The 24,573-nt window shown below is 70.9% G+C and carries 20 protein-coding genes and 2 pseudogenes; 21 read left to right on the top strand and 1 reads right to left on the bottom strand.

Annotated features, from left to right (window positions below; genetic code table 11):
* Window positions 1-261 precede the first annotated feature (261 nt).
* Together ABZ374_RS03840 and ABZ374_RS03835 are read left to right on the top strand one after the other, a co-directional pair.
* A complete protein-coding gene (locus ABZ374_RS03840) occupies window positions 262-681 on the top strand; it encodes a hypothetical protein (protein WP_360305780.1) in 420 nt (139 codons plus the stop codon).
* Between the two features lie 228 nt (window positions 682-909).
* Window positions 910-1,977: a 5-methyltetrahydropteroyltriglutamate--homocysteine methyltransferase gene (locus ABZ374_RS03835; RefSeq protein ID WP_360305778.1), complete on the top strand. Its 1,068-nt coding sequence runs from the start codon at window positions 910-912 to the stop codon at window positions 1,975-1,977.
* Here ABZ374_RS03835 and ABZ374_RS03830 read toward each other — a convergent pair.
* Entirely contained in the window at window positions 1,897-2,409 is a 513-nt protein-coding gene (locus ABZ374_RS03830) for an aldehyde dehydrogenase family protein (protein ID WP_360305945.1), read from the bottom strand. The two genes, ABZ374_RS03835 and ABZ374_RS03830, sit on opposite strands and share 81 nt — an antisense overlap.
* Between ABZ374_RS03830 and ABZ374_RS03825 the strand changes: the two genes are divergently transcribed.
* The 19 genes and pseudogenes from ABZ374_RS03825 (at window position 2,391) to ABZ374_RS03735 (ending at window position 24,573) form a co-directional block, all read left to right on the top strand.
* Entirely contained in the window at window positions 2,391-2,609 is a 219-nt protein-coding gene (locus ABZ374_RS03825) for a hypothetical protein (protein WP_360305949.1), read from the top strand. The two genes, ABZ374_RS03830 and ABZ374_RS03825, sit on opposite strands and share 19 nt — an antisense overlap.
* A 1,042-nt stretch (window positions 2,610-3,651) precedes the next feature.
* Window positions 3,652-4,485: pseudogene (locus ABZ374_RS03820) on the top strand (M28 family metallopeptidase); the annotation flags it as partial.
* A 604-nt stretch (window positions 4,486-5,089) separates the two neighbouring features.
* A complete protein-coding gene (locus ABZ374_RS03815; protein ID WP_360305776.1) occupies window positions 5,090-6,172 on the top strand; it encodes a hydrogenase expression protein HypE in 1,083 nt (360 codons plus the stop codon).
* A gap of 82 nt (window positions 6,173-6,254) precedes the next feature.
* The gene (locus ABZ374_RS03810) at window positions 6,255-8,042 is read left to right on the top strand and encodes a nickel-dependent hydrogenase large subunit (protein ID WP_360305774.1); all 1,788 of its coding nucleotides are present in this window, start codon (window positions 6,255-6,257) and stop codon (window positions 8,040-8,042) included.
* A complete protein-coding gene (locus ABZ374_RS03805) occupies window positions 8,039-8,560 on the top strand; it encodes a hypothetical protein (RefSeq protein ID WP_360305772.1) in 522 nt (173 codons plus the stop codon). Before ABZ374_RS03810 ends, ABZ374_RS03805 begins: the two co-directional genes overlap by 4 nt.
* A pseudogene (locus ABZ374_RS03800) lies at window positions 8,557-9,156 on the top strand (DUF5947 family protein); the annotation flags it as partial. The gene ABZ374_RS03805 and the pseudogene ABZ374_RS03800, both read left to right, overlap by 4 nt.
* 155 nt (window positions 9,157-9,311) lie before the next feature.
* On the top strand, window positions 9,312-10,001 hold the full coding sequence (locus ABZ374_RS03795; RefSeq protein WP_360305770.1) for a DUF6084 family protein: 690 nt from the start codon (window positions 9,312-9,314) through the stop codon (window positions 9,999-10,001).
* Window positions 9,998-11,530, top strand: a complete 1,533-nt coding sequence (locus tag ABZ374_RS03790; protein ID WP_360305768.1) for a hypothetical protein — start codon at window positions 9,998-10,000, stop codon at window positions 11,528-11,530. The genes ABZ374_RS03795 and ABZ374_RS03790 overlap by 4 nt, the downstream gene beginning before the upstream one ends.
* Window positions 11,527-12,219 (top strand): hydrogenase maturation protease, encoded by a 693-nt coding sequence (locus tag ABZ374_RS03785; RefSeq protein ID WP_360305766.1) that lies wholly within the window; start codon window positions 11,527-11,529, stop codon window positions 12,217-12,219. The genes ABZ374_RS03790 and ABZ374_RS03785 overlap by 4 nt, the downstream gene beginning before the upstream one ends.
* Window positions 12,220-12,493: 274 nt before the next feature.
* Complete coding sequence (locus ABZ374_RS03780; protein WP_360305764.1) at window positions 12,494-12,886, top strand: hydrogenase maturation nickel metallochaperone HypA; 393 nt, start codon at window positions 12,494-12,496, stop codon at window positions 12,884-12,886.
* Window positions 12,887-12,890: 4 nt separating this feature from the next.
* Window positions 12,891-13,697: a hydrogenase nickel incorporation protein HypB gene (gene hypB / locus ABZ374_RS03775; RefSeq protein WP_360305762.1), complete on the top strand. Its 807-nt coding sequence runs from the start codon at window positions 12,891-12,893 to the stop codon at window positions 13,695-13,697.
* Window positions 13,694-16,021 carry a carbamoyltransferase HypF gene (gene hypF, locus ABZ374_RS03770; protein WP_360305760.1) on the top strand — a complete coding sequence of 776 codons (2,328 nt, stop codon included), beginning with the start codon at window positions 13,694-13,696 and terminating at the stop codon, window positions 16,019-16,021. The genes hypB and hypF overlap by 4 nt, the downstream gene beginning before the upstream one ends.
* Before the next feature lie 74 nt (window positions 16,022-16,095).
* The gene (locus ABZ374_RS03765; protein ID WP_360305758.1) at window positions 16,096-16,446 is read left to right on the top strand and encodes a HypC/HybG/HupF family hydrogenase formation chaperone; all 351 of its coding nucleotides are present in this window, start codon (window positions 16,096-16,098) and stop codon (window positions 16,444-16,446) included.
* Window positions 16,443-17,567: a hydrogenase formation protein HypD gene (gene hypD / locus ABZ374_RS03760; protein ID WP_360305756.1), complete on the top strand. Its 1,125-nt coding sequence runs from the start codon at window positions 16,443-16,445 to the stop codon at window positions 17,565-17,567. Before ABZ374_RS03765 ends, hypD begins: the two co-directional genes overlap by 4 nt.
* Window positions 17,560-18,636, top strand: coding sequence for a hydrogenase expression/formation protein HypE (gene hypE / locus ABZ374_RS03755; RefSeq protein WP_360305754.1), 1,077 nt, complete (start codon window positions 17,560-17,562; stop codon window positions 18,634-18,636). Before hypD ends, hypE begins: the two co-directional genes overlap by 8 nt.
* A gap of 748 nt (window positions 18,637-19,384) precedes the next feature.
* Complete coding sequence (locus ABZ374_RS03750; RefSeq protein ID WP_360305752.1) at window positions 19,385-19,801, top strand: NUDIX hydrolase; 417 nt, start codon at window positions 19,385-19,387, stop codon at window positions 19,799-19,801.
* A gap of 1,015 nt (window positions 19,802-20,816) precedes the next feature.
* Entirely contained in the window at window positions 20,817-22,262 is a 1,446-nt protein-coding gene (locus tag ABZ374_RS03745) for an MFS transporter (protein WP_360305750.1), read from the top strand.
* Window positions 22,263-22,651: 389 nt separating this feature from the next.
* Window positions 22,652-24,139, top strand: coding sequence for an APC family permease (locus ABZ374_RS03740; RefSeq protein WP_360305748.1), 1,488 nt, complete (start codon window positions 22,652-22,654; stop codon window positions 24,137-24,139).
* On the top strand, window positions 24,136-24,573 hold the full coding sequence (locus ABZ374_RS03735; protein WP_360305746.1) for a hypothetical protein: 438 nt from the start codon (window positions 24,136-24,138) through the stop codon (window positions 24,571-24,573). Before ABZ374_RS03740 ends, ABZ374_RS03735 begins: the two co-directional genes overlap by 4 nt.

Raw genomic sequence — 24,573 nt, 5'->3', positions numbered from 1 at the left:
CAGTTATCCGAGGTCGCCCAACACCAAGGTGGCCTCCGATGCCGGCCGCTCGTTCCGTCCTCTCCCCCGGCGGTTCTTCGCCATTCCCGAGTCACGACGGCCCATCGCGGACTATCGTGCCCGGCACCAGGAACACGGGGGTGGCGGATGGAGCCGGTCGACGATGCTCGAAGGCGAGAGCACGAGGTCGAACAGATCAAGTTCGCGGAAGAGCGGGAGCACCTCAGGCTCCGGGGCATCGACTCGCGCCGGGGAGTTCGGATGACTCCCGAGCTCGCCACCTTCGTGGCCGACGTGGCCGGGCGGCTGCCCACACGGAAGCTCGCATCACTGTTCCTGCACGTCGACACCCGCGAGGAGAAAGCCGGCCTGTTCGGCCGCAAGACACAGTTGGTGCGGGTCTTCGAGGCGGTCGGCCAGGCCTGGGAACTGGCGACGATCGCGCCGGAGACCGGCAACAAGGAACACAGTCTCGTGCTGTCCCCGGACGGGCGTCTGTTCGAGGCAAGCAGGGTCGACGCGGCGTTTCACCGCGGCATCCCCAAGAACGGCGGGTTGGCGTTGGTTCCGACGAGCGAGGACGTCATCGCCCTGACCCCGGACCTGCAATCACTGCTCTTGGCCCACCTGGACTCACGAACCACCACGCAAACACACGACCCCGCCCGTCCCCCCGGTTAGGTTCCTCGGACGAAGCAGGCACACCGGGCACCATCGGCGGGCACGACGCCGAGCGACACCCCGACCCATTGCCGAGAACCGGGATCGTCACCACGGCGTCGCGGCTGTCTGTTCGAGCATCGGCGACATCCCAAGCAAGCCTGCGGCCGATGCCCTGAAAGTTGGAAATCGTCCCATTAAGGCCGTGTTGCCGTGAGATCGGGTCGAATCTCCTTCTACGCTGCCGCCGTGACCATTGCCACCGAACCCATTGGTTCCCTTCCCCGCCCGCCCGAACTGCTCGCCGCGACGGCTGACTTCCAGGCCGGCCGGATCGACGACGCGGCGCTCGCCGCGGCCCGGGAGCGGGCCGTCCGCGACACGATCGAGCGCCTGGAAGCGATCGGATCACCGGTCGTCACCGACGGGGAGCAGGCCAAGCCCAACTTCCTGACCTATCCGATCGCCGGAAGGCCCGACCTGTCCGGCGAAGGGGTCGTCATCCCCTTCGCCGACGGTCACCAGCGACAGTTGCCCTGCCTGACCGCCGGCCCGTTCCGCTACACGCAGCACGCCGACGGGTATCTGCGCGCCGCGCAGGCGCACACGTCCAAGCCGGTCAAGCAGGCCGTCGTCGCCCCGTCGGCACTGAGCCTGTTCTACCCGGCGGGCGGGATCGACGGCTACCCGCGCGAGCAGTTCCTCGGCGACCTGGTGAACGATGCGGAAGCGGACATCCGCGGCTGCCTGGACGCGGGCGCGCACGTGGTCCAACTGGACTTCGAGGAAGCACGTCTGTCCCTCAAGCTCGACCCGAGCGGCCAGGTACTGCGGGACTTCATCGGGCTGAACAACATGGTGCTGGCCCGGTTCACCGCCGCCGAACGGGCCCGGATCGGCGTCTACAGCGGCCCCGGCGCCGACCAGGACTCCACCCACAGCCTGGACGTCGACTACGCCGACCTGCTGCCCCACCTGTTCGAGCTCGAAGCCGGCAACTTCTACCTGCAATTGGCGAGCGAGGGCGATCCCGATCGCATCCTGGGTCTGGTCTCCGGGCATCTGCCGTCCGACGCCCGGGTGTTCGTCGGGGTGACCGACCCGATCGACCCGCGAGTGGAAACCCCCGAGGAGGTGCGCGACCGAGTACTGCGGGCGGCCCGGCACATCCCGGTGGAACGGCTCGGCACCTGCGACGACGCCGGATTCGCGCCGTTCGCCGACGACCAATCCACCTCACGCGAAACCGCGTTCGCCAAGATCGGCGCCCGGATCGCGGGCACCGCACTCGCCGCGGAGAAGCTGGGCGTCGACTGACCCACGCACGACCGGCACGCCCATGACCGACACCGACCTCCCGCCGGGTCCGTCCGACACCGTCGCACGGCCGGAAGGACCCGGCGGTCGAGTCGAAATCGTCGACACCCACGACGCCGCCGCCCTCCGATCGACGTGAGCAACGACGAGAGGGCAAAGGGCGGGCGTCGAGCGGGCGGCCTTTGGCGGCCAACCCTTGGCGCGATGGCGTACCTGTGGCTCGGTGAACGCCTCCACTCCCCAGCGGCCGTTCTCGGAGCCGACGCCGCTCCACTTGTGGCCGCCGAAGGGTTGATCCGGGTGGACCGCGAAGTGGGTGTTGACCCGGGCCGTCCCGCATTCCAGCTCGCTCGCCACCTCGGCGGCGCGGTCGGCGTCGGCGCTCCAGGCCGAGCCGCACAGGCCGAAGTGGGATGCGTTGGCGCGCTCCACCACGTCGTCGAGCGACCGCCGTCAACGCGCCGACGGCGGCGGTGGTCTCCGGCACCGAAACGGCCGTCGACGACATCGGTCGGGTGATGGCCGACCGTGGGGTGCGGGTCCGGCGACCGCGGGTCCCACACGCCTTCCACTCACCCCTGATGGACCCGATGCCGGAGGACTTCCGACAGGTCGCCGAGGAACTCGCCTGATCGGCGGTTTCCTCACCGATCGTTTCGACTGGCGCCGGGTGTTCTACGTCAACGTGCCCGTCGGCATCGTGGCCCTGCTCGTCACCGGCCTGTTCATCCACACCGCGACGCCGACGGCCCGGGCGAAGGTCGACTACGTGGGCCCGGGTTGCTGACCGTCGGCATCGTGGCGCAGACCCTGCTGACGAGTTGAGCGGGCACGGAGTACCCGTGGGGCTCGTTCCAGATCGTCGGCCTCGCGATCGTTTCGCTCGTCGCGCAGGTCGCCTTGGGGTACGTCCAGCGGCGGGTGGACGAACCGCTCGTGCCGCCACGCATGTTCCGCGACCGGAACTTCGTCGTCGCCCGGGTGCTCGCCTTCCTCAGCGGCACCGCCATATCCACGGCGACCAACTTCCCGCCCCAGTACACCCAGTTCACCCGAGGCGCCTCGTCGACCAAGGGCGGCCTGCCAACCTGCCCCCGGAGCGGCCGCGTTCGCTGCCCGCGCCGGTACGGGACGCCTTCCCCGACGGAATGACGAACGGGCTGCACGCGGTCGCGATCGGCGCCGCGGTGGTCGCGCCGTACAGGCTCCGGTGTCCTCGCCGTCCTCTCCCCCGGTGGTGTTCGGCAGCGGCGTGATCCGAGGCCACGATGTGCGTGCGGCGGCGCGCGCGGGTCGGTACACGGCACCCGGTCGCAGCCCCGGAGCACCCGAGGCGGGCCCGTTTCCCGGAATTTGCCGGTTCGGCCGGGTCCCTTCGCCCGGCACGGACGCCTGTGTGAGTGTTTCGCTTGCTCGAGCACGACCCCGTCCTGCTCGGTCGTCTGCGGCCCTCACGAGGTGCCCACGACAGCAGGTCGGTGGCGTGGTCGAGGTCTGCCTTCCACCAAAGGAGCCTCGATGAATCGAACATTGACCACCGCCGGGACCGTCCTCGCCTTACTCGTCGGCCTAACCCTCGGCTCGGCGACCCAGTCGTCCGCGGCCGAACCACCCGCGCCGCCCGGCTCCCAGGCGCAGGCCGTCACCGGGCCCGGCAACCGGAGCCTGGCGCCGCCCGACATCAACGTGGCGAACGTCCAGGCGCACCTGACCCAGCTCAACCGCATCGCGTCGCAGAACGGCGGCAACCGCCGTGCGGGCAGCGCCGGTTACACCGCGTCCGTGGCCTACGTGAAGAGCAAGCTCCAGGCCGCCGGCTTCACCGTGTCCGAGCAGGTCTGCACCTCCTGCCGATACCGCTCCAACAACCTGATCGCCGACTGGCCCGGCGGCCCCGCCAACCAGGTCGTCATGTTCGGCGCCCACCTCGACAGCGTCTCCGCCGGACCCGGCATCAACGACAACGGCTCCGGCTCCGCCACCCTCCTGGAGAACGCCCTCGCGCTCGCCCAGGCCAACCCGACCCTCACCAAGCACGTGCGCTTCGGCTGGTGGGCCGGCGAGGAACAGGGCCTCCAGGGCTCGCAGTTCTACGTCAGCCAACTCACCTCGGCGCAGCGCTCCTCGATCAAGGGCTACTACAACTTCGACATGGTCGGCTCACGCAACGCGGGCTACTTCATCAACAACATCAACTCGGCCACCGCCGCGCCCCTCAAGGCGTACTGGGACACGCTGAACCTGCGTCCCGAGGAGAACGTCGAGGGCCAAGGCCGCTCCGACGACTACTCCTTCCAGCGAGCCGGCATCCCCACCTCCGGCTACGCCGCGGGCGCCAGCGCCATCAAGAGCTCGGCGCAGGCGACCAAGTGGGGCGGCACGGCCGGCGCCTCCTACGACTCGTGCTACCACTCCGCGTGTGACACCACGAGCAACATCGACGCCACGGTGCTCAATCGCAACGCCGACGGCGTGGCGTACGCAATCTGGAAGACCGCAGTCGCCTGACCACGCCCGCCACCCAGCCCTTGACCATCGCCGGTACCGGCCTGCTCCATCCGGCCGGTACCGGCGATCGCCACCCCCCGCGGCCTCGTTCCCCAAGGACGAAAGACTTATATACCCGGCTGGAACCGGCAATACCGAGCGCGCGCCGGGAGCATGACGGCGCCCCGCGTCGAGCAGCGCCGCGTCGCCCATCTCACGCGCGAGGCCGGACTCGTCCGGCGGACACCCCGGACGAGGGCACCGCCCCACCCTGTGGGCCACGGCTCGCCACGGCGACCCCACCCCCGCCGACGCCCGACCCACGCCCGAGCCGCACCCAAGCCGTGTCCCGACCGGCGACCATCCCCTCGCCCGTCCCCGTGCCCGATCGTCCGAGCCACCCCCGAGAGACGCAGCCTCCACCCCCGTCTCGCCCATCCGGTTCGGCACGACACGCACCCTCCCGCGCCGCCGTCGAGCCCTCCGCGCCCCGCCCACCCGATTACACCCTCCGGACGCGCGACACCCCCCGGACGGGCGAAACGTTCTGAACATCCCGCCACCTGCTGATATGAAGATCACAAGTCCGTTTTGTCGGACTCATGACCTTCGAGGAGGCGTCCTCATGAGCGCCACGTCCGCGAGTTCCACCCAGACCGCCCCGACCCCGGCCGATCCGGATCCGCCCCTGATCCACATTCTGTGGATCAACGCCGGCTTGAGCTGCGACGGCGACTCCGTCGCGCTGACCGCCGCGATGCAACCGAGCATCGAGGAGATCGTCACCGGAACCCTGCCCGGGCTGCCCGCGATCGCGGTCCACTGGCCGCTGATCGACTTCGAGTGTGGTCCCGTGCAGGGCGCGGACACCTTCATCGAATGGTTCTTCAAGGCCGAACGCGGCGAGCTCGACCCGTTCGTCCTGGTCGTCGAGGGCTCCATCCCCAACGAGTCGATCAAGGCCGAGGGCTACTGGAGCGGCTTCGGCGACGACCCGGAGACCGGTCAACCCATCACCACCAGCGAATGGCTCGACCGCCTCGCGCCCAAGGCGACCGGCATCGTGGCCATCGGCACCTGCGCGACCTACGGCGGCATCCACGCCATGGCCGGCAATCCGACCGGCGCGATGGGCGTTCCGGACTATCTCGGCTGGGACTGGAAGTCCAAGGCGGGCCTGCCCATCGTGTGCGTGCCCGGGTGCCCGATCCAGCCCGACAACTTCTCCGAGACGCTCACCTATCTGCTCTACCAGCTCGCCGGCTCCGCGCCGATGATCCCGCTCGACGACAAGCTGCGCCCGGCCTGGCTGTTCGGCGCGACCGTGCACGAGGGCTGTGACCGGGCGGGCTACTACGAACAGGGCCAGTTCGCCAAGACCTACGACTCCCCCAAATGCCTGGTGAAACTCGGCTGCTGGGGCCCCGTGGTCAAGTGCAACGTGCCCAAGCGCGGCTGGATGAACGGCATCGGCGGCTGCCCCAACGTCGGCGGCATCTGTATCGCGTGCACCATGCCCGGCTTCCCGGACAAGTTCATGCCCTTCATGGACGAACCCCCCGGCGGCAAGGTCTCCAGCACCGCGAGCGGCGCGTACGGCGTGCTGATCCGCAAGCTGCGCGCGATCACCGCCAAGACCGTGGACGAGGAGCCCCGCTGGCGCCGACGCGGCCCCCAGCTCACCACGGGCTACCGCGCGCCCCGCTGAACCAGCCCCGCCGATCCACCCCCGTCCGCGCGGCCGGCGTCCTGCTCGCCGACGTCTTCCCCCCAGAAGGGCCACACACACGATGACATCGACGACGACGAAGGCGGCCGGTGACGGCAGCGGCCTCACCGAGATGTCCTGGGACCCGATCACCCGGATCGTGGGCAGCCTGGGCATCCACACCAAGATCGACTTCAAGCAGAAACGCGTGGCCGAGTGCTACAGCACGTCGTCGGTCTTCCGCGGCTACAGCGTGTTCATGCGCGGCAAGGACCCGCGCGACGCGCACTTCATCACCAGCCGGATCTGCGGGATCTGCGGCGACAACCACGCGACCTGTTCGGTGTACGCGCAGAACATGGCCTACGGCGTCAAGCCCCCGCACCTGGCCGAGTGGATCATCAACCTCGGCGAGGCGGCCGAGTACATGTTCGACCACAACATCTTCCAGGAGAACCTGGTCGGGGTGGACTACTGCGAGAAGATGGTCCGCGAAACCAACCCGGGCGTCCTGGAGTTGGCCGAGCGCACCGAGTCCCCGCACGCCGCCGAGCACGGCTTCCGCACGATCGCCGACATCATGCGCTCGCTCAATCCGATCGAGGGCGAGTTCTACCGCGAGGCGTTGCAGGTCAGCCGATACACGCGGGAGATGTTCTGCCTCATGGAGGGGCGCCACGTGCACCCCTCCACGCTGTATCCGGGCGGCGTCGGCACGGTCGCGTCGGTGCAGTTGTTCACCGACTACCTCTCCCGGCTGATGCGCTACGTCGAGTTCATGAAGCGCGTCGTCCCGCTGCACGACGATCTGTTCGACTTCTTCTACGAGGCGCTGCCCGGCTACGAGGAAGTCGGCCGCCGCCGCGTCCTGCTCGGCTGCTGGGGCGCGCTCAACGACCCCGACCACTGCGACTTCACGTATCGCAACATGACCGACTGGGGTCGGCGCATGTACGTGAGCCCGGGCATCGTGGTGGACGGCAAGCTGATCACCAACGACCTCACCGAGATCAACCTCGGCATCCGGATCCTGCTCGGCAGTTCGTACTACAAGGACTGGGAGGGCCAGGAGCAGTTCGTCACGCACGACCCGCTCGGCAACCCCGTGGATCCGCGCCACCCGTGGAACCAGCACACCATCCCGGAACCGCAGAAGCGGGACTTCGCCGGCAACTACAGCTGGGTGATGTCGCCGCGCTGGTACGACGGCAAGGACTATCTCGCCCTCGACACCGGCGGCGGCCCGCTCGCCCGGCTGTGGTCCACCGCGCTCAACGGCCTGGTCGACACCGGCTTCGTCAAGTCCACCGGGCACAGCGTGGTGATCAACCTGCCGAAGTCGATGACCAAGCCCGAGACCACGTTCGAGTGGAAGATCCCCAAGTGGAGCAACGCCCTCGAACGCAACCGGGCCCGCACCTACTTCCAGGCGTACATGGCCGCGATGGCCGTGCACTTCGCCGAGAAGGCCCTCGACGAGGTGCGTTCGGGCAACACCAAGACGTGGGAGAAGTTCGAGGTGCCCGACCAGGCCGTCGGCGTCGGCTTCACCGAGGCGGTCCGCGGCGTGCTGTCGCACCACATGGTCATCCGGGACGGGAAGATCGCCAACTACCACCCGTATCCGCCGACGCCGTGGAACGCCAGCGTGCGGGACACTCTCGGCACCCCGGGGCCGTACGAGGACGCCGTGCAGAACACGCCGATCTTCGAGGAGAACCCTCCGGAGAACTTCAAGGGCATCGACATCATGCGCGCGGTGCGCAGCTTCGACCCGTGCCTGCCGTGCGGCGTGCACATGTATCTCGGCGAGGGCCGGACCCTGCGCGAGATGCACATGCCCACCGGCCTGAGCGGACTGGGCGGGTGAACGCCGACGAGACCGGCCTGCGGGTCGAGGAGATCCTGGCCGGCCTGGACGAGCGGGACGATCCGGCCGTCCGGGCCGCGGCCGAGGACCTGGTGCGCGCCCTGATGGACTTCTACGGCGCCGGGCTCACCCGGCTGGCGGCCCTGCTCCGGGCCGCCGGGGCCGCCGGACGCACGGTGCTGGCGGACGAACTGGTCACCGGTCTGCTCGTGTTGCACGACCTGCACCCCGACGACGTCGACACCCGGATCGCCCGGGGCCTGACCGCGGTCGCGGACCACCCGGCCGAGGTGCTCGGCTTCGACGCGACGTCCGGGACCCTGCGGCTGCGGGTGGCGGCCGAGAGCTCCGGCTGCGGCTGCGGGAGTACCGCGGGGACCGCGCGCGAGGCGATCGAGGCCGCACTCGCGTGCCACGCCCCCGAGGTCACCGCGCTCGACCTGGAGCACGTGCCCGCCGCGCCGCCCGAGCCCGCGCTGCTCCAGATCGGCTCCCGCCCGGCCGGGGTGACGCGGTGACCGCGGCGACGGGGCTGCGCCGGTTTCGCCGGGCCGCACCACCGCGGCCCGAGCAGTGCGAACTGTGCGGGCAGGAGGTCGACCCGGGACACCGGCACCTCGTCGACATCGAGGCGCGCGTCCTGGCGTGCGCGTGCCGGGGCTGCGCGATGTTGTTCGAGCAACGCGGCGCTGCGCGCGGCCGGTTCCGCGCGGTGCCCGAGCGCTACCTCGTGGATCCCGACCACAGCCTCGGCGAGGGCGCCTGGGAGAGCCTGCAGATCCCGGTCGGCACCGCGTTCTTCTTCCGCAACGCGGCCCTGGACCGGTTCGTCGCGTTCTACCCGAGCCCGGCCGGCGCCACCGAGAGCGAACTCGACCCGGACATGTGGCAGGCGGTGCTCGGCGAGAGCACGCTCGCCCGGGAGTTGCGGCCCGACGTGGAGGCGCTGCTGGTGCGGCGCGCCGACGAGCGCAGCGAGTGCTTCCTGGTGCCGATCGACATCTGCTACGAACTGGTGGGCCGGATGCGCCTGCACTGGCAGGGCTTCGACGGCGGCGCCGAGGCCCGGGCCGATCTGGCGGCCTTCTTCGACGGGGTACGTGCCCGCGCACAGGTGCTCCGCGGCACCGGGCAGGGCGTCGCGCAGGAAGCACCGCATCCGGCGTCCGACACCGTTTCCCCGGAGCCTGCCCGGCCCGTGGCGGTCGCCCCCGCGTTCCCCGCTTCCCCCGCTGTTCCGGCGGGCGTCCCGGCCGAGGGGCAGCAGCCGTGACCGAGCTGAACTTCACGTGTGTCGGCGCCCGTGCCGATGCGTACGCGGCCGGTCCCACCCTGGTTCTCCGGTTGCGGATCACCGCCGAGAACGACGCCCGGGTGCACGCGCTCGCGTTGCGCTGCCAGATGCGGATCGAGCCGGCCCGGCGGCGCTACGGCGCGGCGGAGGGCGAACGGCTGGACGTGCTGTTCGGTGATCGCTCGCGGTGGGGCACCACGCTCAACCCGATCCAGTTCGCGCAGGTCTCGCTGACCGTGCCGGGGTTCACCGGCGAGACCGAGGTGGACCTGGTCGTGCCGTGCACGTATGACATGGACATCGCCTCGTCCCGCTACTTCCACGCGCTGGCCGAGGGCGAGGTGCCGTTGCTGCTGTTGTTCTCCGGTACGGCCTTCACCGGCGCCGGCGGCTTTCGGGTCGAGCCGGTGCCGTGGCACAAGGAGGCCCGGTTCGGCCTGCCGGTGGGGGTGTGGCACGACATGATCGAGCAACATTTCCCCGGCTGCGGCTGGCTCAGACTGCCGCGCGACGCTATGAACGCGTTGCTCGCGTACCGCTCCCGACACGGGTTGCCGTCCTGGGAGGCGACCGTGCGGGCGCTGCTCGACGCGGCCGAACCCCCGTCCACGGCACCCGTGTTCGGCGGTCTCAGCCGGCGGCCGACCGAGGGGGCGGCGCGATGAGCGAGGCCGTGTTCACGCCCGAGGTCGCCGCGCGGTTCGCGGCGGCTCGGCAGATCGCCGACGCCGTGCTCTTCGAGGGCTACGTGCTCTACCCGTACCGGGCGTCGGCGGCCAAGAACCGGATGCGCTGGCAGTTCGGCGTGCTGGTACCGCCGGCGTGGGGTGCCGACAGCGCCGAACACTGCGCGCAGCGCACCGAGTGCCTGATCGACCCGCGCCGGGGCTCGACGCTCTCGGTCCAGATGCGCTTCCTGCACGCTCGACGACGCACGGTGGAACGAGTCCGCGAGGACGGCGCCTTCGAGGGGGTCGAGAAGTTGGAACTGCCGGACCGGGTGTTCGTGCCGTGGGACGAGGGCGTCGAGGAGCGCGTCGAACTGGTGCTTCCCGTGGACCGGTTGGCCGGCGAAGGGGGTACGTTCGCGTTCACCAGGCCCGCGCGCGAGGAGATCGAACCGGTCGAACTCGACGGCCGGTCGATCGGCCGCCTGGTGCACCGACGCGAGCGGGTGGACGGCGTGATCCGGGTCCGGACCGCCGAACTGCCCGGCCCGTACACCACGCTCAGGCTCACCGTCGAAGTCGAGAACACCGGCACATGGGTCCCCCCGACGCGGGCCGACCGGGAGGCCGCGCTGCCCAGTTCGCTGGTCTCCGCGCACGTGCTGCTCGGCTTGTCCGCCGGGTCGTTCCTGTCCGTGACCGATCCGCCGGAGTGGGCCAAGGTCGCCTCGCACGGGTGCCGGAACCTGCACACGTGGCCGGTCCTGGCGAGCGATCGCGACGACGTGGTCCTGTCCTCGCCGATCATCCTGGAGGACCACCCCCAGGTGGCGCCGGAAAGCCCGGGCGCGTTGTACGACGCCACCGAGATCGACGAGATCCTCGCCCTGCGCACATCGGCGCTGACCGAGCAGGAGAAGCGCGAGGCACGCGGCACCGACGCCCGAGCCGGGGCGGCCGTCGATCTCGCCGACTCGCTGCCGCCGGAGGTGTGGGAACGCCTGCACGGCACGGTACGGGCGTTGCGCGAGGTGACCGGGGGCAGGGGGCCGGAGCAGATCGGCGCGCCCTCGGCGGGCACCTTGCCGCCGGGCCCGTTCGCGGTCGGCGTCCCGGTGTCGCCCGGCCTCGCGTCCGATGCTCCTTCGTCCGACCGCCTCTCGTCGGATGCCTTCTCGTCCGACCCGTTCGCGTCTCCCGCGCTGTCCGTGCCGCCGGAGACGCCGTGGTGGGATCCGGCGAGCGACGCCGGATTCGACCCGGCGACCGACCGGGTCACCGTCGAGGGTCGCTCGGTCGGCGCCGGCAGCCGGGTCCGGCTGCGGCCGGGACCTCGGCGCACCGACGCGCAGGATCTCTTCCTGCACGGACGCGACGCTCTCGTCGAGGCCGTGCTGCACGACGTCGACGGCACGGTGCACCTCGCGGTGATCGTGGACGACGATCCCGGCGCGGATCTGCGGCGGCTCCAGGGCCGGTTCCTGTACTTCCAACCGGACGAGATCAGCTTCCCGGAGGACGCGTGAACGCCCACGAGCCACCGCCGGAGGCCGGTCCGACCCCGCACGTACTGGTCGCCGGCGTCGGCAACATCTTTCTCGGCGACGACGGGTTCGGCGTGGAGACGGTCACTCGGCTCGGCGGTCACCCGCTGCCTGCCGGGGTCGAGGTGGTGGACTTCGGCGTACGCGGCGTGCACCTGGCGTACCAACTCCTGGAGGGCTACCAGACGTTGGTCCTGGTGGATGCCACCGCACGCGGAGGTGCGCCGGGCACGGTCTATCTGATCGAGGCGGCGGTCGCCGGCTCGGTGGAGCCCGGGTCCGCCCTCCTCGACGGCCATCGCATGGGACCGGACGCGGTACTGGCCCTGCTCGGCACGCTCAGCGCGGGCACCGGGGGCAGCCCACCGAACCGTGTCCTGGTGGTCGGGTGCGAACCCGCCTCGTTGGCGGAGGGCATCGGCCTCAGCCCGCCGGTGGCGGCGGCCGTCGACGAGGCGGTCGCCCTGATCCTGCGGGTGCTCGCCGAAGAGGCCCCGCCGGGCACCCGGCCGGGTCGGGCCGCCGGCGGTACCGATACGGACGCACGAATCGCCGCCGAAGCGGCCCCGAACCCGGTTGCGACGCGGCCGGACCGGCACCGACCCGACCCGCCCCACCACGACCCGCAACACCCCACCACGAGAGAGGCACCGGCGTGCGAAAGATCCTGATCGGCGCGACGCTCCTGGGCGTCGTCGTCGTTGTCGTCCCCAACCTGCCCGACATCAAGCGCTACCTGCGCATGCGCAGGATGTGAACACCCGGTCGGTGGCCGTCCGGCGAGCGGGGGCGTCGCGCTGCGGCAAATGGCTGACCTGTGGGGGCGGTGACGGCGTGGGTACCCCGGACACGTCGCCACCGGCCCCTGTAATGAACCCGCGACGGACACACCGCTCGACGCGGTTCGAGCCGCCGCAACGGCCGGCGCCTGCGGGAGGAGGACCGATGCACGAGATGTCGATCGCGATGGCCGTCGTCGAGCAGGTCGAGCAGGCCGCTCGGGATATCGGGGCGAGCGCCGCCCTGACCGTACGTCTGCGGGTCGGCGAACTCGCCGGCGTGGTCCCCGATGCGTTGTCCTTCTCCTTCGAACTGGCCTGCTCGGACACGGTGTTGCGGGGCGCCGAGCTGATCGTCGAGACCGTGCCGGCCCGGGCCCGTTGTGCGCCGTGCGCGGTGGAGTGGGCGGTCGGGATGCCACCGGACCTGTGCTGCCCCCGGTGCGACGGCGCCACGGCCGAACTGCTTGCCGGCCGCGAGTTGCAGATCGTCGACGTCGCCTGGGCCGACTCCCCAGCTCCCGCTCTTGCTTTCGCGCGACCCGCCCAGGAGGGCTGACCCCATGTGCCGTGTCGAGGATCTCCGCCGGGCCGTACTCGCCAAGAACGATCTCGGCGCGAGCGAGCTGCGCGCCGAACTCGCCGCGCGAGGTGTCGTCGCCGTCAACCTGTTGTCCAGCCCCGGCAGCGGCAAGACCGCGCTTTTGGAGGCCGAACTGCGGGCGGCCCGCTCCCGCGGCGTACCGGTCGCGGCGCTCACCGCCGACCTCGCGACCGAGAACGACGCGACCCGGCTGGCCAGGGCGGGCGTTCCGGTGAAGCAGATCCTCACCGACGGCCTGTGCCATCTGGAGTCGGCGATGCTGCGCCGGCATCTGGCGGGCTGGCTGCCGGACGACGCGCGGCTGCTGTTCGTGGAGAACGTCGGCAATCTGGTCTGCCCGGCGTCCTACGACCTGGGCGAGAGCCTGCGGGTGGCGCTCGCGTCGGTCACCGAGGGCGAGGACAAGCCGCTCAAGTACCCCACGGCGTTCGGGCTGGCGAATCTCGTCGTGCTGACGAAGCTGGACATCGCCGCGGCGGTGGAGTTCGACGAGGCCACGTTCCTGGCCAACGTCCGGCAGGTCAACCCGGGGGTCGAGGTGTTGTTCACCTCCGCCCGCTCCGGGCTGGGCGTCGGCGGCCTGTTGGATCGCGCGCTGGCGGTGTCGGCGGGCACGCCGGCGCATGTACCGGTGATGGCGCGGCAGGCCCGCGACCCGGGCGGGCACGGCCACGAACACGGCCGTGACGAGGAACCCGCCGTTGCGTACACCCACACGCACGACGGACACACCCACACCCACGACCTCGCGGAGGAGGTGTCTTGACCACCGACGCGGACCTGATCGCCGCCCGGCGGCTGCGCATCGCGGTGCGCGGCGTCGTGCAGGGGGTGGGGTTTCGGCCGTTCGTGTTCACCCTCGCCGACCGGCTCGGCCTGGCCGGTCACGTCGTCAACACCGGTGCGGGCGTGGTCGTGGAGGTCGAGGGCCCGTCGGCCGCGGTCGCGGAGTTCCGGCGCCGGGTGGGCACGGATGCCCCGCCGTTGGCCACCGTCGAGTCGGTGCGCGACGAGGAGTTGCCCGTCGACGGCGTCGCCGGGTTCACGATCCTCGCGTCGCCGGCCGGCGGGTCGGGCCGGACGCTGATCCCGCCGGATGTGGGGACCTGCGCGAACTGCCTGGCCGAGCTGGTCGACCCGGGCAATCGTCGACACCGGCATGCGTTCGTCACGTGCGTCGACTGTGGCCCGCGCTTCACCATCGTCACGGCCCTGCCGTACGACCGCGCGCACACCACGATGGCCCGGTTCCCGATGTGCGGGGAGTGTGCCCGCGAGTACGGCGATCCCGCCGACCGCAGGTTCCACGCGCAACCGGTCGCGTGCCACGGGTGTGGTCCTCGGCTGAGCCTGGTCGGGCCCGGCGTGGACGGCGGCGCGGATCCGATCGCCCAGGCCCGGCGGATGCTCGCGGACGGGGCGATCGTCGCGGTCAAGGGCCTCGGCGGCTACCACCTGGCGTGCGACGCGGGCAATCCCGACGCGGTGGCTCTGCTGCGCACGCGCAAGGCCCGCGGCGACAAGCCGTTCGCGGTACTGGCGCGCTCCGTCGCGGACGTCGAGCCGCACGCGCACGTGGGTCCCCGGGAGCGCGAGCTGCTGACCGGCGCGGCCCGGCCGATCGTGTTGTTGCGCCGGCGCGCGGGCGGTTCCGGGCTCGCGCCCGCGGTCGCGCCGGGCAGCCCCGACCTGGGTTTCCTGCTGCCGTACACGCCCGTGCACCACCTGCTGCTCGGCCTCCCGGGGGATCCGCCCGGGCCGGAACTGCTCGTCCTCACCAGCGGCAACCCGGCCGGCGCGCCGATCGTGATCGACGACGCGCAGGCGCTGACCCGACTGGCGTCGCTCGCCGACGCGTGGCTCACCCACGATCGGCCGATCCACGTGGCGTGCGACGACTCGGTGGTGCGGGTCGTCGACGGCGAGCCGATGTTCGTGCGCCGATCGCGCGGCTGGGCCCCGTTGCCGATCGGGCTGCCGGCGCCGATCCCGGCGATCCTGGCGACGGGCGGGGATCTGAAGAACGTGTTCGCGGTGGGCGAGGGACGCCAGGCGTGGTTGTCGGCGCACGTGGGCGACATGGACGACATCGCGACCCTGACCGCGTTCGGCCACGCGGTCGAGCACCTGACGGCGGTGACCGGTGTGCGGCCGCAGGCGTTGGCCGCCGATCGCCACCCCGGCTACCGGTCCACCGCGTGGGCGCGGCGCGACGTGGCGGGCCGGCCGGTCACGGCGGTACAGCACCACCACGCGCACGTCGCGGCGGCGATGGCGGAACACGGCCTCACCGGTGCACAGCCGGTGCTCGGCGTCGCGTTCGACGGCACCGGCTACGGCGACGACGGGGCGGTGTGGGGCGGCGAGTTCCTGCTCGCCGACTACGCGGGCTACCGGCGCCTGGCGCACCTACGCTACGCCCCGCTCGCGGGCGGGGACGGCGCGGTCGCCCGGCCGTATCGCATGGCGTTGTCGCACCTGCACGCCGCGGGCCTGCCGTGGTCGCCCGATCTGCCTCCGGTCGCGGCCTGCCCTGCGGAGGAACTGCGGGTGTTGGAGGTCCAGTTGGTGCGCGGGCTCGGCTGTGTGCCGACGTCGAGCATGGGCCGACTGTTCGACGCGTTCTCGTCGCTGATCGGGATCTGTCATCGGGCGGGCTACGAGGCGCAGGCCGCGATCGAGCTCGAAGCGGCCGCCGTGGGCGTGGAGCCGGGAGCGGGCTACGCCTTCGCGTTGCTGCCGGCTGCGGCTCCCGCGTTGCTGGTCGCGGATCCGGGTCCGGTGTTGACCGCCGCGTTGTCGGACCTGCGGGCGGGCGTACCCGTTCCGGTGCTCGCGGCCCGCTTCCACCATGCGGTGACCGATCTTGTCGCCCGGGTCTGCGCGCGGGCGCGGGAGGTGTACGGACCGACGGCGGTCGCGCTGACCGGCGGGGTGTTCGCCAACGCGCTCCTGGTGTCGGCGTGTACCCGGGTATTGCGCGCGGACGGCTTCACCGTGCTGCGGCATCACCGGGTCCCGCCCAACGACGGCGGGCTCGCGCTCGGCCAATTGATGGTGGCGGCGCACGATCGGTCCGCCGTCCGTTGAAGCACAGCCGTCGAATCACAGTCGTCGAATCACAGCGTCGAATCAAAGCCGTTCCGGACTACGAGGAGAATCCGATGTGCCTGGCGGTACCCGGCAGAGTGACCAGCATCGAGGATCGCGACGGCACCCGGATGGCTCTCGTCGACTTCGGCGGCGTGGTCAAGGAAGTGTGCCTCGAATATCTCCCGGACCTGCGGGTGGGCGAATACGCCATCGTGCACGTGGGGTTCGCGCTGCAGCGGCTGGACGAGGAGTCGGCTCGGCAGACGCTGGCGCTGTTCGACGAACTCGGGCTGCTGCAAGAGGAGTTCGGCGATCCATGGGAGGCGGCCGGCGAACCCGACTGGGTGTCCGGGCCGAACGAGGCGCCCGGATCGGGCCCCGCGGTCGCCGCGGGCGACACAGCGAGGGAGATCGCGCGGTGAAGTATCTGGAGGAGTTCGGCAATCCGGAGGTGGGCCGTCGCCTGCTGAACGAGATCCGGGCGACGGTGACCCGCCCCTGGTCGATCATGGAGGTGTGCGGTGGGCAGACGCACACGATCATCCGGCACGGCATCGATCAACTGCTGCCTCCCGAGGTGGAGTTGATCCATGGACCCGGGTGTCCGGTATGCGTCACGCCGCTGGAGATCATCGACAAGGCGTTGGCGATCGCGGCCCGCCCAGGGGTGGTCTTCTGCTCGTTCGGCGACATGCTGCGGGTACCGGGGACGGATCGCGACCTGTTCCGGGTGCGTGCGGAGGGCGGCGACGTTCGGGTGGTGTACTCACCGCTGGACGCGCTCAAGATCGCCCGGGACAATCCGGATCGCGAAGTGGTGTTCTTCGGCATCGGCTTCGAAACCACCGCGCCGCCCAATGCCATGACGGTGTATCAGGCCAGGCGGCTGGGCATTCGCAACTTCAGCCTGCTGGTCTCGCATGTACGGGTTCCGCCCGCCGTCGAGGCGATCATGAACTCGCCCGACTGCCGCGTACAGGGGTTCCTCGCGGCGGGCCACGTGTGCAGCGTGATGGGCATCGACGAGTATCCGGCGCTCGCCGAACGCCACCGGGTCCCCATCGTGGTCACCGGGTTCGAACCGCTGGACATCTTGGAGGGCATCCGCCGCACCGTGGGCCAACTCGAACGCGGCGAACACACCGTCGACAACGCCTACGCCCGCGCGGTGCGCCCGGAGGGCAACCCCGCGGCCAGGGCCATGCTCGCCGACGTCTTCGAGGTCACCGACCGAGCCTGGCGCGGCATCGGGGTGATCCCCGACAGCGGCTGGCGGTTGTCGCCGCGCTATCGCGAGCACGACGCGGAGCACCGCTTCGAGGTCACCGACATCACCACCCGCGAGCCCGCCGAGTGTCGCAGCGGCGAGGTGCTCCAGGGCCTGCTCAAGCCCAACGAGTGCGCGGCCTTCGGCACCTCGTGCACGCCGCGCAACCCGCTGGGCGCCACGATGGTCTCCAGCGAGGGCGCCTGCGCCGCCTACTACCTCTACCGCCGACTCGACGCCACGACCGCGCCCCGGGAGGCGAGCCCCGTTGTCTGACCTCACCGACGTGCACTCCGCGCCCGACTTCTCCGGCTGGACCTGTCCGACGCCACTGCGCGACCATCCCAGGATCGTCACCGGCCACGGCGGCGGCGGCGCGTTGTCCGCCGAACTCGTCGAGCACGTCTTCGCCCCGGCGTTCGGCGGCCCGGTGCTGGCCGGGCTCGCGGACTCGGCGGTGCTGACCCTGGGCGGGGCCAGACTCGCGTTCTCCACCGACTCGTACGTGGTCCGGCCGCTGTTCTTCCCCGGCGGCGGCATCGGCGAACTCGCGGTGAACGGCACGGTCAACGACCTCGCGATGAGCGGGGCGCGGGCCGCCTATCTGTCCTGCGCCTTCATCCTGGAGGAGGGCGTGGACATGTCGGTCGTCGCCCGGGTCGCGTGGGCGATGGGCGACGCGGCCCGCGCCGCGCGGGTGGAGATCGTCACCGGCGACACCAAGGTCGTCGAGGCCGGTCACGGCGACGGCGTCTACCTCAACACCGCGGGGATCGGACTGATCCCGGCGGGCGTCGACATTCGGCCGCAACGCGCGGTCCCGGGCGACGTGGTGGTGGTCAGCGGCGACATCGGCGTGCACGGTGTGGCGGTGATGAGCGTGCGCGAGGGCCTCGAATTCGACGTCGAGATCCGCAGCGACTGCGCCGCGCTCGGCGGCCTGGTCGAGGCGATGCTCGCGGTCACGCCGGACCTGCACGTGCTGCGCGACCCCACCCGGGGCGGGCTCGGCGCCGCGCTCAACGAAATCGCCGCGGCGGCCGGGGTGGGCGTGGTGATCTCGGAACAGGCCGTCCCGGTCCCGCCGGCCGTGACCAACGCGTGCGCGATCCTGGGCCTCGACCCGATGTACGTGGCCAACGAGGGCAAGCTGGTGGCGTTCGTACCCCGTGAGCACGCCGACGCGATCCTGGCGGCGATGCGCGCCCACCCGTTGGGCGCGGGCGCGGCCGTGATCGGCGAGTGCGTCGAGGAGCACCGCGGCATGGTGGTCGCCCGCACGGGCCTGGGCGGCACGCGCGTGCTGGACATGCCACTGGGCGAACAACTGCCCCGCATCTGCTGAAGCCACCGGAGCCGTGCCCGCAGGCACGGGTGCTCGATGCCGTCGAAGGGACGGACCCTCGGGGGCACGCGTGGAGTAGGCGGCGCCGGATGCGACCGCGAAAACCAGCGAGTGCGAGCAGGTGTTCACCCCGCCGGTAGGCGTACGGCCGGTGACCGCGTCGGGAGTGTCGGTGGTGGCGGGGGCGACCGCAGCGGGTGTCGGGGCGGGGTGGCAGTGCCGGCGGCGCCGGAGGCGGAGGGGATGTCCTCACAGGTGAGGCCGTCGTTGATCCAGGCGTCCCACTCGTGGGAAGGGTCGCCGTCCTGTCGCCGTTTGCCGCACCCCGGCGCAGTCTCCACGGTCAGCGTGCTCGCCTCGATGACCTCGCGCGGTAGGGGGAGGTGTGACCGGGTGATCGACGCGGACCGGGCCATGTCGCCTTGGCGCAGCCGTATCGCCCAGACCCCGGGGCCGGCCGGGGCGAACACCGATCCGAAGAGAGGTCACCGTGCCCGGACAACGCCGACCGGGCATGGACGGCGTCCGGTGGCCGCTCGGCCGGGTCCTTCGGGAGCGCCCGCCCGTCCGCGAGTCGGCATTGCCCACCGACGTTGCGGGAGCCGCGCAAGTCGGCATCATCAGGCGTGGCGGGTTGAGCAGTTGGAATCGTAGACCCACCGTCATCGCCGCAGGAGTCCCGTGCGGGTCGGCCCCGGTGCCAGGTTCCGAAGGTCCCGTGCCCGGAACGCCACCCGTGAAGGACTCCATGGACAACCCCACCCCTCGCACCTGGCCCGTCTCGGTCAAGGGGGTCGTCGTCGACCACGAAGACCGTGTCCTGCTCCTGCGTAACGAGCGTCGGGAGTGGGAACTCCCCGGTGGACGCCTGGAGTTGGGCGAGGAACCCGAAGAGTGCGTCGTCCGCGAGGTCGCCGAGGAAACCATGTGGGACGCGAAGACGGGCCCCCTGCTCGACACCTGGGTCTATCAGCCCATCCCCGGTCGGCACGTGCTGATCGTCACCTACGGCGTCCACCCTCTCGACACCCGCACGGCTCCGGTCCTCAGCCACGAACACAAGGAGATCGGGCTCTTCGGCCGGGCGGAGATCCCCGCCCTGTTCATGCCGGACGGATACAAACGCTCCATCGAAACGTGGTTCGACCACCCCGCCCGGGCGTAAACCGAACCACGACCCTCGGAACCGCCCCGGCGACAAGGGGTGTGGCGATCAGCGACACCCGAGGGCCACGCCGTCCCCGCCACCCGCAACCTCGCCCGGATCCTGCGCCACCACCGCACGGTCAACGCCCTGTCCCAGGCAGGCGTTGGGCCGAGCTCTCGGCTACGACAAGACGTTCATCCGTGGCGCGGCCGGCGCGGTGTGGCGGCGTTGGGGACGCGGTGTGGGTGGGGCCCGTCGGCACGAGGGTCGGGACTGCGGCCGACGCCCATTCGGAGCAGCCCCGCCGAGGCGTCCCATCACCGGCGTGGCGCGCGTACGACAGCGGCCACAACGCCGGCGCGGAACGACACTTCGCCACCTCGTTACGGGCCGCCACTTCCTGCGAGGACGCCACCACCGGGTCCACCGCTCTCGCGTTCCGGGCCAATATCCGACACAACAATCACGACCCGCGCAGCGCCCTCGACCCGGCCGACGCCGCCCTCTACGACCAACCCCCAGGCCACCGCACCCGCACCGCGAAGCCCCCACCACCACAGCCCGACCCCGCCCACCGCGGCCCCGCCGGGTTCCCGACCAACACACGAAACCCCGGACGAACCGCCACCCCACCAACGCCCCACAAGGGCCCGGCAACTCGCAGTCCATCACCCGGTCGGCCGACCGCGCCGACGACGACTTCCACGACCGGACCTCCAGGGTCCGGATCACCGACGCACGCCCCGGGCCGTCGGCCGGGGTCGCGGCGGCGCTCGGCACTCGGTGCCCGATCGTCTTCGAGGTCAACCCGCCTCTCACCACTCTCACCGCTGAATCACACCTGCCATGTCGTGTCCCGCGTTGCCGCGAAGCGCCGATCACATCCGTGCGCCACACGGGTGCCGTACGGCACCCGGTCGGGCCCGCCCGGTTGCCGTCCCGGGCTGCGGGATGGTGCGACGCGTGTGAACCTGCCCATGTGAATTCCCGGACACCCGACGCGGTACCCGCGGCTGCCGACCGGTCGGCGTCGATGGCTGTGCTGATCGCTACCTGCGTCTCGACTCTGGTCGTCAATGCGAACACCTCCGCGGTGAGCATCCTGCTTCCGGCGATCAGTACGGACACCGGCACGTCGCTGGACACCTTGCAGTGGGCCGTCACCGGGTATTCGCTGGTGGGCGCCGCGGTGATCGTCACCTCGGGCGCCCTGGGCGACGTGTTCGGACGGCGTCTGGTCTTCCTGGGCGGCTTGGCGCTGTTCATCGTCTCCTGCGTGTTGATCGCGTTGTCCGGCGGTGGTGCGGGGGTGATCGCGGGTCGGGCCATCCAGGGGGCCGCGGGGGCGACGATCCTGGCGTGTGGGATGAGTCTGTTGTCCGTTTCCACGGCAGGGGCGGGGCAGGTTCGGGCGGTGACGCTGTGGGGCGGGGCGTCGGCGGTGGGCGCCGCGGCCGGGCCGCTGGCCGGCGGTGTGCTGGTGGAAGGCACCGGATGGCAGGGGCTGTTCTGGATCGACGCGGCGATCGCTCTCGTCTGCGTCCCGATCACGCTGAGGGGTGTCGCCGAATCCCGCGATCCCGATCGCAGTCGCTCGATCGACTTCGCGGGGACCGTGCTGATCGCCGCCGTACTGGCCCCGGCGCTGCTCGCGCTGAGCGAGGGGGCGACATGGGGCTGGGCGTCGGCCGGGGTACTGGGGTGCTTCGCCGTGGCGTTGGTGGCGGGCGTGGCGTTCGTCGCGGTGGAGCGGCGGATCGAGGCACCGCTGGTGGACCTGCGGCTGCTGAGGAATCGTGTGCTGATCGGAGCGACGGTCGGGATCCTGCTGAGCGCGGGCGTGATCAACGGTCTGATGTATCTGGTCAGTCTGTACTTCCAGAACCCCGCCACGCTCGCGTTGAGCCCGTTGCAGGCGGGACTGGCCACGCTGCCCGCGACGGTGGGCCTGATCGCGGTCACGCCGCTCGTGCCCCGGGCAGTCCATCGGCTGGGCATCGGACCGATGCTCGCCATCGGCTTCGCGGCGACGACGGCCGGTTGCGTGTGGCTGGTGTTCGTCCGGGGGGACTGGCGGTATGCGGCGTTCGTCCTCCCGCTCGTGCTCGTGGCCGTCGGCCTGGGACTCGTCAACGGTCCGGCGAGTTCGGCGTCCACGTCGTCGGTGTCCGACGACGACGTCGGCGCGGCGTCCGGCATCTCGAACATGGCGCGATACATCGGTGCGGCCGCGTTCACGGCGGCTGTGGCGACGGTCAACACGACGGTGGGAGAGTCGCGGCGCTCGGACGGAGAAGGGGCGGCGGATGCGCTGGCGGCGGGCCTGTCCGGCGCGTGCCTGCTGCTGGCGATCGCGTCCGGCGTGGGCGTGCTGCTGTCCGTCCTGGCGGTTCGTACCCGCCGCCGTCGGGCCGAGCCCGGGGCGTACGGGATGGCGGCGGCCTCCCACGCACATACCGTCCCCGGCGGAGGCCGGTAACCGGCTCTCTCGCGCCGGCAGATCCGGGCCGCTCGGTGACGCGTCCTCGAAGCGCTCCCGCCGACCCGCCCCACGTGCTCCGACACGGTGACCACCGCCTCGGCGCGCCCGCGGCGACCCTGCGGTCGATACGGATCCGGCCGGCGCGGAACCCGGCGGAAATGCCGACGTCGTCACACAGGAATCGGCTCTCGTACCCGGGCCGCCGGGGAGGCCACCCGGCCGTGTCACCGCCCTCCCGCCCGCCACGACCGAGATCGACCGAGTCGCGGCTTCCAGCCACCGGACGGGTTGATCAAACCCCGGAAGGCCCAACCGGACGAGCACACATCACACACCGTGACGACAATGAACTTCAGGTGATCATCGACCGGGAAGAGAGGCACCTGATGAGCGCTGCTGACGTGCCGGCGGACGACTTCGGCCGGCCGGCCGGGGCGACGCCGGTGAGCGAGGCCCGTTCGGCAGCCGCGGCAGGGAAGATCCCCTGGCTGACGCTGGCGATGATGACGACGGCCTCCGTCGCGAGTCTGCGGGCCTCGCCCACGATGGCCGTGTACGGACTGGCTTGCGTCTTCCTCTATCTGGTGCCCGCCATCGTGTTCCTGCTGCCCACCGCGCTGGTGTCGGCGGAGCTGGCGTCCGGCTGGAGCGGCGGGGTCTACAACTGGGTCGCGCAGGGGCTGTCGAAGCCGCTGGCCTTCCTTGCCGTCTGGTGCCAGTTCGCCATGACGATCTTCTACTACCCCAGCCTGCTCGCCTTCGTGGCCAGCACGATCTCGTACGTGGTCAATCCGGCGCTGGCCAGTAACGGCGTGTACACCGCGATCGTCATCGTGGTCCTGTACTGGAGCGGCGTGTGGGTGTCCTCCCGCGGTACGAACGCCGTCGCGGGCCTGGCGTCCTGGGGCCTGATCATCGGCACGCTGATCCCCGGCACGCTGCTGGTTCTGCTCGGCTTCGTCTTCCTCGGCCAGGGCAACGCCTCCGCCGCGCCGATGGACGGGTCGCACCTGTTCCCCCAGTGGACCGGCATCGCCAGCCTGGTGCTGATCGTGAACAACTTCCTCAGCTACTCGGGCATGGAGATGAACGCGGTCCACGTCAACAAGCTGCGGAACCCGGCCAAGGAGTTCCCGAAGTCGATGTTTTTGGCCATGGGCCTGGTCCTGCTGATCTTCATCCTGCCGGCCCTGGCGATCAGCTGGGTCATCCCGGCGAACCAGCTCAGCCTCACCGCGGGTGTCATGCAGGCCTTCGACGCCTTCTTCCAGTACTTCCACATCGGCTGGCTGGTCCCGATCGTCGCGATCGCGCTGTGTGCCGCCTCGCTCGGCGGCATGCTCACCTGGCTGGCCGGCCCGTCCAAGGGCCTGCTGCTGATCTCCCGTGAAGAGGGCTACCTGCCCCCGTACCTCCAGAAGCTCAACGCCCATGGCATCCAACAGAACATCCTGGTCACCCAGGGCCTGCTCACCACCGTCATCGCCCTGCTGTACGCGCTGATCCCGGACGTGTCCAGCGTCTACTGGATCTTCTCGGTCATCACCACCCAGGTGTACCTGATCATGTACCTGCTGATGTTCGTGGCCGCCATCCAACTGCGCCGCAAGCTGCCCGACCATCCGCGTGGCTACCGCGCACCGATGCTCACCACGCTCTGCGTGGTCGGTTTCGTCGCCTCGGCGCTGGCCATGGCGATCGGCTTCATCCCGTCCTCGCAGTTCAACGGTGGCAACGCTTGGGCCTACGTCGGCATCGTCGGCGGTGGCCTCCTGCTGCTCGGGCTGGTCATCCCGGTGGCGTTCCTGAAGGCACGCAAACCCGGTTGGCGCCAGCCCGATGCCACCGCCCAGGTCGACGGAGGTGCGGCATGAGCCCCACCCGAATGTGGTCCGAGCACCGATGGATCTTCGTCGGCGCGGTCGTCGTGCTGGTCGGCATGATGGTCATCGCGCTGTTGACGTACACACAGCAGCGGGCCTCCAACGAGGCCCACCGGAAGGCGAACGAGCTGAACGACGCCCTCGTCGCCCACGGCTTCGCCGCGCGGAACACGGGCAACATCGCCGACACCCTGGGCACCGACGGCGGCCCGGTCTGCGAGGACCCCAACTCGGCCCTGAGGCGCGGCCTGTGGCTGAACCAGATGTCCAACGGCGCGGGCGGACCCGGTCAGCGCCCGATCATCGCCGACCGGCGGATCCTGGAGGCCGGCGCCGAGGTGATCAGGATCTACTGTCCGGACAAGTTGGACGACTACCAGAACAGGATCAAGGATCTCAAGACAGGGGACATCGTCCGTGACTGA

Source organism: Embleya sp. NPDC005971 (assembly GCF_040629175.1).
Lineage (GTDB): Bacteria > Actinomycetota > Actinomycetes > Streptomycetales > Streptomycetaceae > Embleya.
The sequence above is the reverse complement of the archived record's forward strand: the minus strand, read 5'-3'. Positions and strand labels throughout refer to the sequence as shown.